Genomic DNA, 15,652 nt, shown 5'->3' on the forward strand with positions numbered 1-15,652 from the left:
AATAACTATTGAATTGTTCTTCTTCTAAAAAAAAGAATATTTACGTGATTATTATGTGTATGTAAGTAATCTTTAACAGAAAATTTATGATTTTTAATAAATTTCTGATGAAGAAGGGAGTGTTCTTCTACAAGTTTCTGCTTTTTACCATCAAGAATTCTTTTGATAACTTGTTCAGACTTGTTTTTATATTCTATCTGGTTTTTCATAATTTCCATTTCCTCTTTTAAGAAAGTTTCTGGAAGATCTTCTATTGAAATAGGATCCATTGCAGTTACATGCATTGCAATATCTTTTGCAATATTTAGATCCAATGAAGATGAAAACCCTACTAATGTCGCAATTTTATAATTATGAGTGTATTGAATAGTAAAAGGAGAACAAATTTTTTCAAAAATTTTTAATTCAATTTTTTCTCTAAAAACGCCCATGTAATAATCAATCATTTCTTGGATACATTGATATCCATATTGTTTACATGAAAAATTTAAAAATTCTTTTTTATCATATCCATGATATAATAATGATTGTTTAGAAATAGTACGTAAAAATTTTAAAAAATCTAAACTTCTAGATAAAAAATCAGTTTCACAACTTATTCCTACAATGGTTCCCATTGAATAATCAAGATTCAAAGATGATAGAATAGCTCCTTCTTTAAGATGAAAATTAGATCGTTTTAAAGAAATGTTTTTAAATTTTTTTCTCAAAAAAAAAACTGCCTTATTTATATCACCATTTGAAATTTCCAATGCATTTTTACAATCTATAATTCCTATTCCTGTTTTTTTTCTAAGTTCATTGATTTTAGATATAGATATTTTCTTCATAAAAATCGATTTTTCAAGTATTTTTATATTTATTATTTCTGTAGATCGATGTAGCTTCTGTTATAGATTTTGTAAAAATTTTTAATATCGCATCTATAGATTTTGAAGAATCATCATTGGATGGAATTGGATAATGTACTTCATTAGGATTAGTATTAGTATCTACCATAGCGAAAATAGGGATTTTTAATTTCTTTGATTCATCTAATGCAATTCTTTCATGATTTGGATCAACCAAAAAAATAGCTCCAGGAATATGGTTCATATTTGAAATACTTCCTAAATCTTTATATAATTTATTGTACATTCTATTAATCAATAATTTTTCTTTTTTAGATAAAGTATCGAATGTTCCATTTTTTTTCATTTTTTCTATTCCCTTCATTTTTTTTATAGATTTACGAATAGTAACAAAATTTGTAAGAAATCCTCCTAACCACCTTTCTGTTACATATGGCATTTCAACGATTTTTGAGTAAAAAGATATTCTTTCTTTTGCTTGATCTTTCGTTCCAACTAATAATATCTTTTTCCCATTAATAATGATTTGCTTTACTGCATCGCATGCCTGTTTTAGTTTCAATATCGTTTTAGATAAATCTATAATATGCATCCCCTTTTTTTTCATGAAAATAAAAGGTTTCATCTTTGGATTCCACTTTCTAGTAAGATGTCCTAAATGAACTTTTGCTTTTAAAAAATCTTTTGTATTTACTTCCATATATAATAAAAATTTTTAACGTTTTGAAAACTGATATTTTTTACGTGCCTTTTTTTGACCAAATTTTTTTCTTTCTACTTCTCTAGGATCACGTGTTAAAAGTCCTGTATCTCTGAGAATTTTTCGATAATCTGAATTATAAAGACATAATGCACGAGAAATAGCAAGACAAATTGCTTCAGCTTGACCATTAAATCCTCCACCAACAACTTTAATATCAATATCAAAGTTGTTATTTTCGTTAATTATATACATTGGATATAGAATTTTTTGTCGAACATATTTTGGAAAATATTCTTCAAATTTCTTAGAATTTATTATAATTGATCCTAATCCTTTTTTTAGATAAATTCGTGCTAAGGATCTCTTCCTTCTTCCTATAGAATGGATTTTCATTATTTTATTTTTATGATGATTGGTTTTTGAGCTTCGTGTTTATGATATGAATCGGGATATATATGTAGACTTTTTTTTAAAAGCAAACGTCCTAAACGGTTTTTTGGAAGCATTCTCTTTACAGATTTAAAAATAATTTTTCTTGAATCTTTATAAAATAAATCTTTAAAAGTAGTTATTTTTCTTCCTCCAGGATATCCTGTATGTCGAATATATATTTTATTATTCCATTTTTTTCCAGAGATTTTAATATGATTAGAATTAATTACAATCACACGATCTCCGCACATAAGATGTGGAGAAAAAAAAGGTTTATGTTTTCCTATCATAATCGAAGCTACTGTTGAAGAAAATCGTCCAAGCATTTGATTTGTTGCATCCAAAATAATCCACGATCTAATCAATGAGTCTTTCTTAGGAAAAGAAGTTTTAAAGCTTAAAAAATCCATATTAATTATTTTAGATTTCTAAAGATAAGAATTTTTCAAAAAATATTATATATACAAATGACTTTTTGTCATAACTTATTTAAAAAGAATCATTTTTATTGTCATATCACCTTTACATTTATGTGTAAAGGTTTGATTTATATTATGGCATAATGATTGAATAAATTTATTGAATAATGAAAACATATTATAAAAATGAGTAAAATAATAGGAATAGATTTAGGAACAACGAATTCTTGTGTAGCTGTAATGGAAATAAATGATCCAGTCGTAATACCAAATGCAGAAGGAAAAAGAACAACTCCGTCTATTGTTGCTTTTATAGATGGAGGAGAAAGAAAAATTGGAGATCCGGCAAAAAGACAAGCAGTGACAAATCCACAAAAAACCATTTTTTCAATAAAAAGATTTATGGGAAGAATGTATTCAGAAGTTTCTGAAGAATTAAAACACATCCCTTATAAAGTTACAAAAGGAAGTAATAATACTCCTCGTGTTAACATAGGTAATCGATTATATGCTCCTCAAGAAATATCAGCAATGATATTACAAAAAATGAAAAAAACAGCGGAGGATTATATTGGACAAGAAATTAACAGAGCAGTGATAACTGTACCTGCTTATTTCAATGATGCTCAAAGACAAGCAACAAAAGAATCTGGAGAAATTGCAGGATTAAAAGTAGAAAGAATTATTAATGAACCTACGGCAGCAGCTTTAGCTTATGGATTAGATAAGGACAAACAAAATAAAAAAATAGTTGTTTATGATTTAGGAGGAGGAACTTTTGATGTATCTATTTTGGAATTAGGAGATGGTGTTTTTGAAGTATTATCTACAAATGGAGATACCCATTTAGGTGGAGATAATTTTGATCAAGTTATAATAGATTATTTTGCTAATACATTTCAATCTCAAGAAGGGTTGGATTTGAGAAGAGACCCGATGGCATTGCAAAGACTTAAAGAAGCATCTGAAAAAGCAAAAATAGAATTATCCTCATCAAATCAAACAGAAATAAATTTACCATATATAACAGCAACCGAATCTGGACCTAAACATTTAGTTATCACTCTTACTAAATCAAAATTTGAACAACTTGCAGAATCACTTATTAAACGTTCGATAGAGCCTTGTGATAAAGCATTAAGTGATGCTCATTTGAGTACAAAAGATATTGACGAAGTTATTTTAGTTGGAGGATCTACTCGAATTCCTAAAGTACAAGAAGAAGTTGAAAAATTTTTTCAAAAAAAACCTTCCAAAGGGGTAAATCCTGATGAAGTGGTAGCTATTGGTGCAGCAATACAAGGTGGAGTATTAACAGGAGATGTGAGAAATGTATTGTTATTAGATGTGACTCCTTTATCATTAGGTATTGAAACATTAGGAGGAGTGTTTACTAAATTAATTGACTCCAACACAACAATCCCTACAAAAAAATCGGAAATATTTTCTACCGCAGCAGATAATCAATCTGCAGTGACTATACGTGTTGGTCAAGGAGAACGATCAATGTTTAATGATAATAAAGAAATTGGAAGATTTGATTTAATTGATATTCCACCAGCACCAAGGGGTGTTCCACAGATAGAAGTAACTTTTGATATAGATGCAAATGGCATTTTAAATGTTTCAGCAAAAGAAAAAGGAACAGGAAAAAAACAATTTATCAGAATTGAAACGTCTTCAGGTCTGAATCAAGATGAAATAGAAAAAATGAAAAGAGAAGCTAAAGAAAATGCAAAAAAAGATGAACAAATAAAAAAAGAGATCAATACATTAAATAATGTGGATAATCAAATTTTTCATACTGAAAAACAATTGAAAGAATATGGAGATAAATTATCAAGTGAAAATAAAAAAAATATAGAAAATGCTTTAAAAAAATTAAAAGATTCCTATGCTAAAAAAGATATTTCTTCTATGAAAAAATATATAAAAGAAGTTAATGAATGTTGGAATCTTGCTTCAAAAGAAATTTATAATTATAAAAATAAAAAAGACAAATATGCAAAAAAAGATGATAAAAATGAAAAAGGAAACGAAAATGTACAAGATGTAGATTATGAAGAAGTAAAATAAAGTGATTGTAAATAAAAGGAAAAAGATAATTGGATGCATAAAATAAATAAAAAAAGAACATTCAATAAATAGTAAGTAAAATTAGTGATAATGTTAATTAGTTTTATCAAAAATCCAATAAACTTTTTCCTATTTTTTAAACGATAATTATTAAATTATGTTTTATTTTCTACATTTTTTAATATATTATCTGTTTCATCAGGAAATGGTCGTTCCCCAAAAATTTTCATTAAATCATTTCTAAAAATTACTTCTTTCTCTAGTAAATTTTTTGCGAGAGTAGACAATTCGTTTTTATGTTTTTTTAATATTTCTTTTGAACGTTTGTATTGTTTTGAAATAATTTTTGATATTTCTTCATCTATAATTTGAGCAGTTTTTTCACTATAAGGTTTAGAAAAATTGAACTCATTTTGTCCTTGAGAATCATAATATGATACATTTCCAATTCTTTCATTTAATCCAAAAATAACAACCATAGATTGAGCTTGTTTAGTTACTCGTTCTAAATCATTTAATGCTCCAGTTGAAAAAGATTTAAAAATGATTTCTTCTGCAGATCTTCCAGATAATAAAGCGCATATCTCATCTTCCATTTGTTCCTGAGTTGTTATTTGTCTTTCTTCAGGAAGATACCATGCAGATCCTAAAGATTTTCCTCTTGGAATGATAGTTACCTTCACTAAAGGAGCCGCATGTTCTAATAACCAACTGACTGTTGCATGTCCAGCTTCATGATAAGCAATTCTTTTTTTTTCATTCGGTTTTATGATCTTATTTTTTTTTTCCAATCCACCTACAATACGATCAATTGCATCTAAAAAATCATTATTTCCTATTTTTGATCTATTTTTTCTTGCGGCAATTAATGCAGATTCATTACAAACGTTTGCAATATCTGCTCCACTAAATCCTGGAGTTTGTCTTGCCAAAAAATCTATATCAACATTTTTAGATAAAACTAATCTTTTTAAATGAACATGAAAGATTTCTTTTCTTTCATTTAACTCTGGAGAATCAACAGATATTGTTCGATCAAATCGACCTGGACGAAGTAAGGCTTTATCCAAAATATCAGATCTATTTGTTGCTGCTAAAACAATCACATGATTATTTGTATCAAATCCATCCATTTCCGTTAATAGTTGATTTAATGTATTTTCTCTTTCATCATTTGATCCAGCAATACTGCTTTTTCCTCTAGATCTTCCAATAGCATCAATTTCATCAATAAATATTATACAAGGAGATCGCTCCTTTGCTTTTTCAAATAAATCTCTTACTCTTGAAGCTCCTACACCAACAAACATTTCAACAAAATCAGATCCTGATAATGAAAAAAAAGGAACCTTTGCTTCTCCAGCTACTGCTTTTGCTAATAACGTTTTTCCTGTTCCTGGAGGTCCAATCAACAATGCTCCTTTTGGAATTTTTCCTCCGAGTTTAGTATACTTATTTGGATTTTTCAAGAATTCTACTATTTCTTGAACTTCTTCTTTAGCACCTTCCAATCCAGCTACATCTTTAAAAGTAGTTTTTACATTATCATTTTCATCAAATAATTTTGCTTTCGATTTTCCAATATTAAATATTTGTCCTCCGGGCCCACCTCCAGTAGTTCCGATTCTCTTGAAAATAAAAAACCAAAATATAATGAGCAATATAAAAAATATTCCATAGTCAAAAAAAAATTTTGTTGCAGTATATTCTTGTTGATTTTTAAAATCGATAATAGTGTCTAAATGATATTTTTTTTTATACTTTTCAAATTTTATCTGAAAAAATTGTAAATCACCTATCTCAAATTCATATTTTAATGAAGAGGGGATAATAAGTCTTCCTTTTTCGAGGAGAATTCTTTTTTTATTATTTAAAATCGATATTTGTTTTATATAAACATGTACTAACTCTTTGTGTTGTACTATAATTTTTTGAACTATTCCTTTGGATAAGATTTCGAAAAAAGTGTCTTGATCTATTTTTTTAGGATTGGAAAAAGTAGATTTTAAAAAAAATATTCCAAGAAATATAGCAAATATTACTGCATAAACCCAAAAAAAATTATTTTTATTTTTTATTTTTCTTTTTATCATATTATAGGTTTCCTTCATTATTTAATGAGTTACATTTGATGATAATTTTTTCAAAATTTTAACTCCAAATATTTTCTATATTATAATATAATCTTGTTTTTTTTTGAAAAATATGAACGATAATAGATTCATAATCTATTAAGATCCATTCTCTATTTCTTTTTCCTTCTACACGGATAGGTTTTTTTTTAAAGGTTTCAATTACAATTTGTTCTATAGAATGAAATATAGCAAATACTTGATTTTTAGAATATCCATTACAAATTACAAAATAATCACATATAAAATTTTCTTTATTTTTTAAGTTTAAAATGGAAATATCTGATCCTTTTACTATTTTTATTCCTTCTACAATTTTTTTTAATAACAAAATATTAGTTACTTTTTATTAGCAAAAATAATCTTTTCACTTTAAAGAAATTAAATTTTTTTATTACATAAACGTTTTGAAAAAATATATTTGGCCAATAAATTTCATCTTTCTTCAAGAAGTTGATTCAACAAATACATATGCAAAAAAACATTGTTCAAATTACCATCAGGAAAATGAAATTTGGTATATTATTTTATCTAATTATCAAACAAGAGGATTAGGATATGGAAAAAATATTTGGTATGCAGAAAAAAGAAAAAACTTAACATTTAGTATAATTTTAAATTTTTTTAAAAATTTTTCTGCTGAAAAACTATATATCATAAACATTATCGTAAGTAATGCCATACATAAAACATTATCAATTTTCTCAAAAAAAAAGATGTTTTGGATTAAATGGCCAAATGATATTATCTCCATAGATAACAAAAAAATAGGAGGTATTCTAACAGAAAATAATATTCTAATAAATAAAATTTATAAAACTATTATTGGAATCGGATTAAATATTAACCAAATAAAATTTGATAATGAATGGAACGCAACTTCTTTAAAAAAGATTTTTAATAAACATTTTCAATTACATTATATTTTTAGACATATTGTTTTCTCTATTCAAGAAGAATTATTTTATTTTACAAAATATGGAGAAAATTTTATAAAACATTACTATACTGAAAATTTATATTTAAAAAATAAAATATCTTCCTTTTATTTTTATAAATCAGAAACCTTAAAAAAAGGAATAATCAGATCTGTTGATCAGCATGGATTTCTTATTATAGAAATTGATAATGAATTATTAACATTTTCACAAAAAGAAATCAAATTTTTAATTTGATCTTGCAAATTTAACGATTTATTTAATAATAACTATTTTTTTATTTTCATAATTAACAATTTTTTTCATAAAAAATAGAAAAATAATATTAATAATATTTGAAGTAAAATAATATAAAGATAATGCAGATGCATAACTATTGATAAATAATAGCATCATGAAAGGCATTAAATATGATAATAAATGCAAATGCATCGAATTTTCTTGAAATGAATCCTCCTTATTATCATTCTCACTCATTTTTGTATAAACTAACAAAGCAATAGAGTATAATAATGTAAGAAGACTGACATGATTTCCATAAAATGGAATAAAAAATGGTAATTCCCATATTGAATCATATGAAGTTAAATCATTAACCCATAAAAAATGTTTTCCTCTTAAATTAAGAAGGGTTGGAAAAAACTTAAATAATGAATAAAAAATAGGAATTTGAAACAAAGCCGATAAACATCCAGACATTGGATTTACTCCATTTTTTTTATATAAACTCATAATAGCTTGCTGTTTTCTAATTACATCTTCATTTTGATATGTTTTATTTATTTTTTCGATATCTGGTCGAATTAATCTCATAACAGCACCCAATTTATATTGTTTATAAGTAATTGGCATAAAAATCAATTTTACTACTATTGTCATGAGAATGATAATAATTCCATAATTCAAATCTGTTTTTTCTAAGAGTTGAAAAATGTTTAAGAAAAAATAAGTATTAATCCATTTTAAAAATCCCCATCCAAATGGAATAATATTTTCAAAATCATTATGATAACTTTTAAGAGAATAATAATCTAGTGGTCCAAAATAAAATGTAAAAGAAAAATTGACATCTGATTTTTTATTATTCATCCACGAATGAAAATAAACCTTTTTCAAAAATTTTTTTGAAGAAAAAATTTTTGAAGAAATAAAAACATTTTTCATTATTTTGCTTGGAATAACAATAGTAGAAAAAAATTGCTGTTTTAAAGCAATCCACTTAATATTATTTATATTTTTTTTATCCTCCTTTTTTGAAGACAAATAATGAATGGAAGAACTCAATTTATTTTGATTAAAAATTGAATAATATACTTGAGTATACGAATTTTCCCAATTTTTATCTTTTTCTAAAGATAAAATATTTTGTTCTGTATTGAATGAAACAAATTTATTAAAAGGGTACATATTAACAATACGAACAAAAAATCTAATATCATAACGTTTATTATTATTTATTTTATAAATAAAATCTATTAATCCATTGCCATGAGGATTTTTTGCACGCATTACAATAGTAGTATACAAATGGTTTCTTTTTATAAAAAAAGGATGAAATATCAAATCACTTGTATGAATGATGATTCCCTTTTTATTAGATAATAAAATTTCGTGAAAAAAACTGGAATTTAATGATAAATAAAGTTTTCGATTTTTATAAGATGAAAATTGGTTATAATCCTTATAATTTTTTAAATATATATCATGAATTACACCACCTATATTAGAAATTCTTATTTTCATTACATTATTTTCTAATGAAAAGAATTGTTCTTTTTTATTGTTTTTTTTCTTATAAAAAAAAGATAATCTATCCTGATTAAAAGGATTTTCTTTTTTTGATATTTGTTTTTTAGAAAAAAGGGTAAAACATGTTAAAACTAACAATATCAAAAATAAACCGATAATATAATGATAATCCAAATTTTTATCCTTCATACAAAAGAAGTTTTCTTTTTTTCAAAAGATTGATTATTATAATCGTTAGAAACTTTTACAAAAGAAACAAATAATGGATGTGGATTTATAATTGAACTATTGTATTCCGGATGATATTGTACCCCCAAAAAAAAATCATTTCCTTTTAATTCTATTGCTTCAACTAATCCAGTATCTGGATTTATTCCAACAAATTCCATTTCTGTGTTTGAAAAATATTCTAGATAGTTATTATTAAATTCATACCTATGACGATGTCTTTCAAAGATTTCCTTTAAACCACCATAAATAGAAAATATTTTAGAATTTTCTTTAAATATACACTTCCAATTTCCTAAACGCATCGTTCCTCCTTTATGGATAATTTTTTTTTGCGATTCCATTAAACTAATAACTGGATGAAATGCATTTTGATTTGTTTCATGACTTTCTGCGGTTTCAATTCCTAAAACATTTCGGGAAAATTCTATTATAGCAATTTGCATTCCTAAACAAATACCAAAAAAAGGAATTTTATTCTCTCTAGCATATTTTGTTGCTAGTATTTTTCCTTCTATTCCTCTATTTCCAAATCCTGGAGCAATTAAAATTCCAGATATTCCATAAAATATATTTTTAACATTATTTTCTCTAATTAATCCAGAATCAACCCATTTAATATGAACAAGAATATTATTGGTAGTTCCTCCATGAATTAATGCTTCTTCAATAGATTTATAAGAATCATGTAATGATACATATTTACCAACCAAAGCAATGGTTATTTCGTATTTTGGATTTTTATATTTCTTTATGAAAAAATTCCACTTTCTCAAATTAGGATGAACAATTGTTTTGAGTTTTAAGTACGTTAAAACAAGGTTATCAAATTGTTGTTGATTCAACAAATAAGGAATCTCATATATAATCTTTGTATCAATAGATTCAATAACATTATTTATTTGGACATTACAAAACAATGCTATTTTTTTTTTAATTTCTTGAGAGATATGTTTTTTAGTTCTACATACAATAATATCGGACTGTATTCCATTTTCCATGAGTTTTCTAACAGAATGTTGAGTAGGTTTTGTTTTAATTTCTCCAGTTACTGAAATATATGGTAAAAGTGTGAGATGAATTGATAATCCATTAAATTTTCCCAATTCCCATTTTAATTGACGTACGGACTCAATATAAGGAAGAACTTCGATATCTCCAACAGTTCCTCCAATTTCTGTAATAATTATATCATAATTACCAGATTCACCTAGAATTTTTATACGTCTTTTAATTTCATCAGTAATATGTGGAATTACTTGTACCGTTTTTCCTAAATATTTTCCTTTTCTTTCATTTTGTAAAACCGTTTTATAAATTAATCCAGATGTAACATTATTTCTTTTGGTTGTTTCTTGATTCAAAAAACGTTCATAATGTCCTAAATCTAAATCTGTTTCAGCACCATCTTTCGTAACAAAACATTCTCCATGTTCATAAGGATTCATAGTTCCAGAATCAACATTAAAATAGGGATCCAATTTTAAAATTGTTACTCTATATCCTCTAGATTTTAATAAAATTCCTAAAGAAGCAGAAATAATTCCTTTTCCTAAAGAAGAAGTAACACCTCCAGTAATAAAAATATACTTTGTTTCCATTAATTCATTAAATAGATATTTGGTAGTGTATCAGAAGATAGCAATGTAATTTTTTTCTTCAAGAATGAAAATTTATGATTTTTTTTTTATATTTACCAAAATATGGAGCAAGTCCTACACAATCAGCTCCCTATTAATCCCCCAGGATGGGAACATAGCAAGGGTAAGTATGGTCGTAGCGATGTGATGTAGTTACGCTTGCTCCTTTTCTCCCCATAATTTTCTATGATATGAATGATTTATTAATATGTAATTTTTGTGGAAGAAAAAAAAAAGAAGCAGACTTATTTGTATCAGGAATAAGTGGGCATATTTGTAATGTTTGTATTGAAAAGACTTATTATATATTACATGATCGAAAATGTAATCATAAACAAAAATATATGGAAAAAGAATATATACAAGTTAAAAAACCAAAAGAAATTAAATTTTTTCTTGATCAATATGTTATAGGACAAGATCATACAAAAAAAATTATATCTGTTGCAGTCTATAATCATTATAAAAGAGTTTTTAATCTAAAAGAAGATGATGAAGAAATACAAATTGAAAAATCTAATATTTTACTCATAGGAGAAACAGGAACGGGAAAAACGCTTATTGCTAAAAATATTGCAAAATTATTGGAAGTCCCTTTTGCTATTGCTGATGCTACTTCATTAACAGAAGCAGGATATGTGGGTGAAGATGTCGAATCCGTATTAACAAGACTATTACAGTCTGCAGACTATAATATTCGTTCTGCAGAAAGAGGAATAGTATTTTTAGATGAAATAGATAAAATTTCAAGGAAAAGTCAAAATCCTTCTATTACAAGAGACGTTTCCGGAGAAGGTGTTCAACAAGCACTTTTAAAAATATTAGAAGGATCAATTATTCATGTTCCTCCACAAGGAGGAAGAAAGCATCCAGATCAAAAAACAATTCCAATAAATACTGAAAATATTCTTTTTATAGGAGGTGGGACGTTCGATGGAATCGAACAAATCATGGAGGAAAGACAAAACCCTTTTTCTATCGGATTTCTTTGTAAAAGAATAAAAAAAAAAAACATAAGAAAAAACATTTCGGCTATTGATCTCAAAAAATTTGGTTTAATCCCAGAATTAACAGGAAGATTTCCAATCATCAATTTTCTCAATCCACTAGATAAAAAATTATTAAAAAGGATCTTAACGGAACCAAAAAACGCTTTAATAAAACAATATAAAAAATTATTCTATTTAGACAATGTAATATTAAATGTTACGGATGATGCTTTAGATTATATCGTAGATAAAACATTCCATTTAGGATTAGGAGCAAGAGGTTTACGATCATGTTGCGAAAAAATTTTTGTTGATTATATATTTAATATTGAAAGAATGAAACCTGTACTGAGTATAGATAGAAATATAGTAATAAAAAAATTAAATTATTTTTGAATCAAAGAAAAAAGTCTATATCTCAATTTATCTAATCCTTCTTTTTTTAAAGAAGAAATAAAAATAATATTTTTTTCAATATTTTCAAATTTCTCTTTTATTTTTTCCTTTTCTTTTTTATCAATCAAATCCGATTTTGAAATCACCAATAGACGTTTTTTATTTAAAAGATTTTTATTAAATTTTTTTAGTTCCAAGAGCAAATCAAAATATCTTTTTTTTTTATTTTTAAAATCTGAAGATATTAAAATTAATAAAACTGAATTCTTTTCTATATGTCTTAAGAAATAATGACCTAAACCCTTCCCTTCTGATGCTTTATTTACAATACCTGGTATATCGGATACCAAAAAATTTTCAAAACCCATTTTTACTACCCCTAAATATGGAATCTTATTACTAAAAGAATAGTTTCCTATTTTTGGTTTTGCATTTGTTATCTTAGAAAGTAATGTAGATTTTCCTACATTAGGGGGACCTATGATCCCTACATCTGATAACATTTTCATTTCAAAATACATCCAGTATCCTTTTGTTTTTTTACCATTCTTATCATGATTGTAAAAGTACATAGATTTTTTATTTTTTAAAAATGAATTTCCTATTCCTCCTTTTCCTCCTTGCAATAAAATCTTTTTTTGTAAATTTTCATGAATTTCTATTAATATATTTTTTTTTTCATCTTTTATTAAAGTTCCAATCGGAACTTCTATTACTAAATTTTTTCCTTTAGCCCCTGTTATTTTTTTCCTATCTCCTGGATATCCAGATTGAGCAATACAATGTTTTTTATATCTTAAATGAAATAAATTACTAATATGAGAATTTCCTTGTATAATAATATCACCTCCTTTTCCTCCTGAACCTCCATCAGGAATTTTTCTTGATTTACGTTTTTTTTTTTGAAAGTGAATACATCCATCACCACCATCTCCACTTTTGCAAAAAATTTTTATAAAATCTATAAAACAATCTTCCATAAAAAATTTCAGTTTTTCATTAAATCATATATTTTTTTTTCTATAAATACAGAAATTTTCTTTATAGAAAGAGATGCATTTAGCATAATAATATTATTATTTTTTAATAAAGAATTTTTCCAAATTAAAGAAGTTTCTTTATTATATTCCTCTATTCTACGATTAACTGTATTAATATTAATATCATCATTTCTATTACTAGTTTTTCCTCTTTGCAATAATCTTTTAATGATTAAATCTTTTTGCAGATTAAAATAGAAAATTAAATTGATTTTTCCTAAAGAAAATCTATTTAAAATTTTTTTTAAGGATAAAATTTGATTTTTTGTCCTTGGATATCCATCATAAATAATTCCTTTATATTGAAAAAGTTCTTTTACTTTATCAACTAAAATTTTTGTTGTAATCTGATCAGGTACTAATTTTCCTTTATTTATATAAAAATTCACAAGTTTTCCTAAACTTGTTTTTCTTTTTATATGATCTCTGAATATCATTCCTGTTGATAAATGAAAAAATCCAAATTTTTTTTCTATTATTTTAGATTGTGTTCCCTTTCCACATCCAGGTGGTCCAAACAATATAATATGTATCATAAAAAAAATAAGAATTGTAAATTCTATCTTAAAAAGAAAAAAAACAATATTTATAAATAAATGGATCTGCCATAAGCAGATGATACAGATTCCGAAATTAATTCACTTAATGAAGGATGTGGTATAGTATTGTTAAATAATTCATAACTAGTTGTTTCTAATTTTCTTGCAATAACAACTTCTGAAATAAGATTAGTAGCGTTATTTCCTACAATATGACATCCTAACCATTCATCATATTTTTTATCAAAAAGAACCTTAACAAATCCATCAATTTCTTCATCAACTATTGATTGTATCGAAGATTTAAATGGAAATTTAGCAATTTGCAACTGAAACCCCTTTTTTTTTGATTCTTTTTCAGTATACCCTACACATGAAACTTCCGGATGGGAATAAATACATGTTGGTATGTTTTTATAGTCTATTTTCTGAAAATTTAATCCTTTAATTCCTTCAATACAGTTCATAGCTTCGCATGAAGCAACATGAGATAAGGAAGGTGTATTAATCACGTTTCCAATTGCATAATATCCATCTATATTAGTACGATAATTTTCATTTACTACTATAAATTTATTATCAGTTTGAATTCCTAATTCTTCTAAATTAATATTTTCAGTATTCGGAATAAACCCTATTGAATAAAGAATTTTATCAGATATTAAAGTCAATTTTTTATCATGATTTCTTTTTTTTATATATAATATTACTTTTTCTTTTTCTTTTTGTACTTTTTCTATCGAATAATCTGTCAATACATCAATTCCCATTTTCTTCAAAGATGCTTCCAAATAATCTGATATATCATGATCTCCATTTGGAAATATTTTTTTACAATTTTCAATAATAGTAACTTTCGTCCCCATACAATGATAAAAATAAGCTAATTCTAGTCCTATTTCATTTGATCCTACAACAATCATGTTTTTTGGATTTTTTATAAGAGAAAGAGCTTCTTTATAAGTTATTATTTTTTCTCCATCGTATAGTGGAATTTCATCTTTATTAAGAATAGATCCAGTAGCAATAATAATATTTGAAGCTGAATATTCTTCAAAACCTTTTTCATCTTTAAAAATTTCAATTTTTTTTCCTTTTTTCAATTGTGCTTTTCCATAAATAACTGATACGTTATTTTTTTTCATGATAAATGAAATCCTTTTTCTTACTTTTTCTGATGCATTCCTACTCTTCTCCATAATAGATGAAAAACTAATTTGTAGTTTTTTATTATTTACTCCAAATAAACATCCATGATTTTTAATAATTTGTAAAATTTTTGCACTTTTTAATAAAGATATTTTTTGAATGATTCCATTATTTATAAACATTCCACCTAGAGAATCCTTTTCTATCAATGCTGTTTTCATTCCAAGTTTAGAGGAACGAATAGAAGCAACATATCCTCCTGGACCACCCCCTAAAATAACTACATCAAAATGCATAAATTGTTTATTTCTTTATATAAAATTACAGAATTTTTTTTCAGTTATATTGAAAATTTTATAAATATTAATAAA

The 15,652-nt window shown here is 25.2% G+C and carries 14 protein-coding genes and 1 other RNA gene; 4 read left to right on the plus strand and 11 right to left on the minus strand.

Annotated elements, in window-relative coordinates:
- Positions 1-5 precede the first annotated feature (5 nt).
- Genes tsf through rplM form a run of 4 tightly spaced genes read right to left on the minus strand, consistent with a single transcriptional unit; the run spans position 6 to position 2,396 of the window.
- The gene (gene tsf / locus H0H42_RS01785) at positions 6-830 is read right to left on the minus strand and encodes a translation elongation factor Ts (RefSeq protein ID WP_185868357.1); all 825 of its coding nucleotides are present in this window, start codon (positions 828-830) and stop codon (positions 6-8) included.
- 13 nt (positions 831-843) lie between these two features.
- Positions 844-1,551, minus strand: coding sequence for a 30S ribosomal protein S2 (gene rpsB, locus H0H42_RS01790; RefSeq protein WP_185868358.1), 708 nt, complete (start codon positions 1,549-1,551; stop codon positions 844-846).
- 15 nt (positions 1,552-1,566) lie between these two features.
- Positions 1,567-1,947 carry a 30S ribosomal protein S9 gene (gene rpsI / locus H0H42_RS01795; protein ID WP_185868359.1) on the minus strand — a complete coding sequence of 127 codons (381 nt, stop codon included), beginning with the start codon at positions 1,945-1,947 and terminating at the stop codon, positions 1,567-1,569.
- Complete coding sequence (gene rplM / locus H0H42_RS01800; protein WP_185868360.1) at positions 1,947-2,396, minus strand: 50S ribosomal protein L13; 450 nt, start codon at positions 2,394-2,396, stop codon at positions 1,947-1,949. The genes rpsI and rplM overlap by 1 nt, the downstream gene beginning before the upstream one ends.
- Before the next feature lie 195 nt (positions 2,397-2,591).
- Between rplM and dnaK the strand changes: the two genes are divergently transcribed.
- Complete coding sequence (dnaK, locus tag H0H42_RS01805; protein WP_185868361.1) at positions 2,592-4,481, plus strand: molecular chaperone DnaK; 1,890 nt, start codon at positions 2,592-2,594, stop codon at positions 4,479-4,481.
- Between the two features lie 155 nt (positions 4,482-4,636).
- Here dnaK and ftsH read toward each other — a convergent pair whose 3' ends face one another.
- Entirely contained in the window at positions 4,637-6,574 is a 1,938-nt protein-coding gene (gene ftsH, locus H0H42_RS01810) for an ATP-dependent zinc metalloprotease FtsH (RefSeq protein ID WP_185868763.1), read from the minus strand.
- 58 nt (positions 6,575-6,632) lie between these two features.
- The gene (rsfS, locus tag H0H42_RS01815) at positions 6,633-6,944 is read right to left on the minus strand and encodes a ribosome silencing factor (RefSeq protein ID WP_185868362.1); all 312 of its coding nucleotides are present in this window, start codon (positions 6,942-6,944) and stop codon (positions 6,633-6,635) included.
- Positions 6,945-7,020: 76 nt separating this feature from the next.
- Here rsfS and H0H42_RS01820 point away from each other — a divergent pair, with 76 nt between their 5' ends.
- Positions 7,021-7,788 carry a biotin--[acetyl-CoA-carboxylase] ligase gene (locus H0H42_RS01820; RefSeq protein ID WP_185868363.1) on the plus strand — a complete coding sequence of 256 codons (768 nt, stop codon included), beginning with the start codon at positions 7,021-7,023 and terminating at the stop codon, positions 7,786-7,788.
- A gap of 18 nt (positions 7,789-7,806) precedes the next feature.
- On the opposite strand, the gene yidC is transcribed toward H0H42_RS01820, so the two are convergent.
- On the minus strand, positions 7,807-9,489 hold the full coding sequence (yidC, locus tag H0H42_RS01825) for a membrane protein insertase YidC (RefSeq protein ID WP_185868364.1): 1,683 nt from the start codon (positions 9,487-9,489) through the stop codon (positions 7,807-7,809).
- Positions 9,486-11,129 carry a CTP synthase gene (locus tag H0H42_RS01830; protein ID WP_185868365.1) on the minus strand — a complete coding sequence of 548 codons (1,644 nt, stop codon included), beginning with the start codon at positions 11,127-11,129 and terminating at the stop codon, positions 9,486-9,488. Before H0H42_RS01830 ends, yidC begins: the two co-directional genes overlap by 4 nt.
- A gap of 105 nt (positions 11,130-11,234) precedes the next feature.
- Between H0H42_RS01830 and ffs the strand changes: the two genes are divergently transcribed.
- Both ffs and clpX read left to right on the plus strand, forming a co-directional pair.
- An RNA gene (gene ffs / locus H0H42_RS01835) (signal recognition particle sRNA small type) lies at positions 11,235-11,336 on the plus strand.
- 23 nt (positions 11,337-11,359) lie between these two features.
- Positions 11,360-12,553 (plus strand): ATP-dependent Clp protease ATP-binding subunit ClpX, encoded by a 1,194-nt coding sequence (gene clpX / locus H0H42_RS01840; protein WP_185868366.1) that lies wholly within the window; start codon positions 11,360-11,362, stop codon positions 12,551-12,553.
- Here clpX and obgE read toward each other — a convergent pair.
- From obgE to lpdA, 3 genes are read right to left on the minus strand one after another with little or no spacing between them, the layout of a single operon-like run.
- A complete protein-coding gene (gene obgE / locus H0H42_RS01845) occupies positions 12,544-13,533 on the minus strand; it encodes a GTPase ObgE (protein ID WP_185868367.1) in 990 nt (329 codons plus the stop codon). The two genes, clpX and obgE, sit on opposite strands and share 10 nt — an antisense overlap.
- An 8-nt stretch (positions 13,534-13,541) precedes the next feature.
- Positions 13,542-14,129, minus strand: coding sequence for an adenylate kinase family protein (locus H0H42_RS01850; RefSeq protein WP_185868368.1), 588 nt, complete (start codon positions 14,127-14,129; stop codon positions 13,542-13,544).
- 50 nt (positions 14,130-14,179) lie between these two features.
- Positions 14,180-15,577, minus strand: a complete 1,398-nt coding sequence (gene lpdA / locus H0H42_RS01855; RefSeq protein WP_185868369.1) for a dihydrolipoyl dehydrogenase — start codon at positions 15,575-15,577, stop codon at positions 14,180-14,182.
- Positions 15,578-15,652 lie beyond the last annotated feature (75 nt).

Source organism: Blattabacterium cuenoti (genome assembly GCF_014252275.1).
GTDB classification, from domain to species: Bacteria; Bacteroidota; Bacteroidia; order Flavobacteriales; family Blattabacteriaceae; genus Blattabacterium; species Blattabacterium cuenoti_O.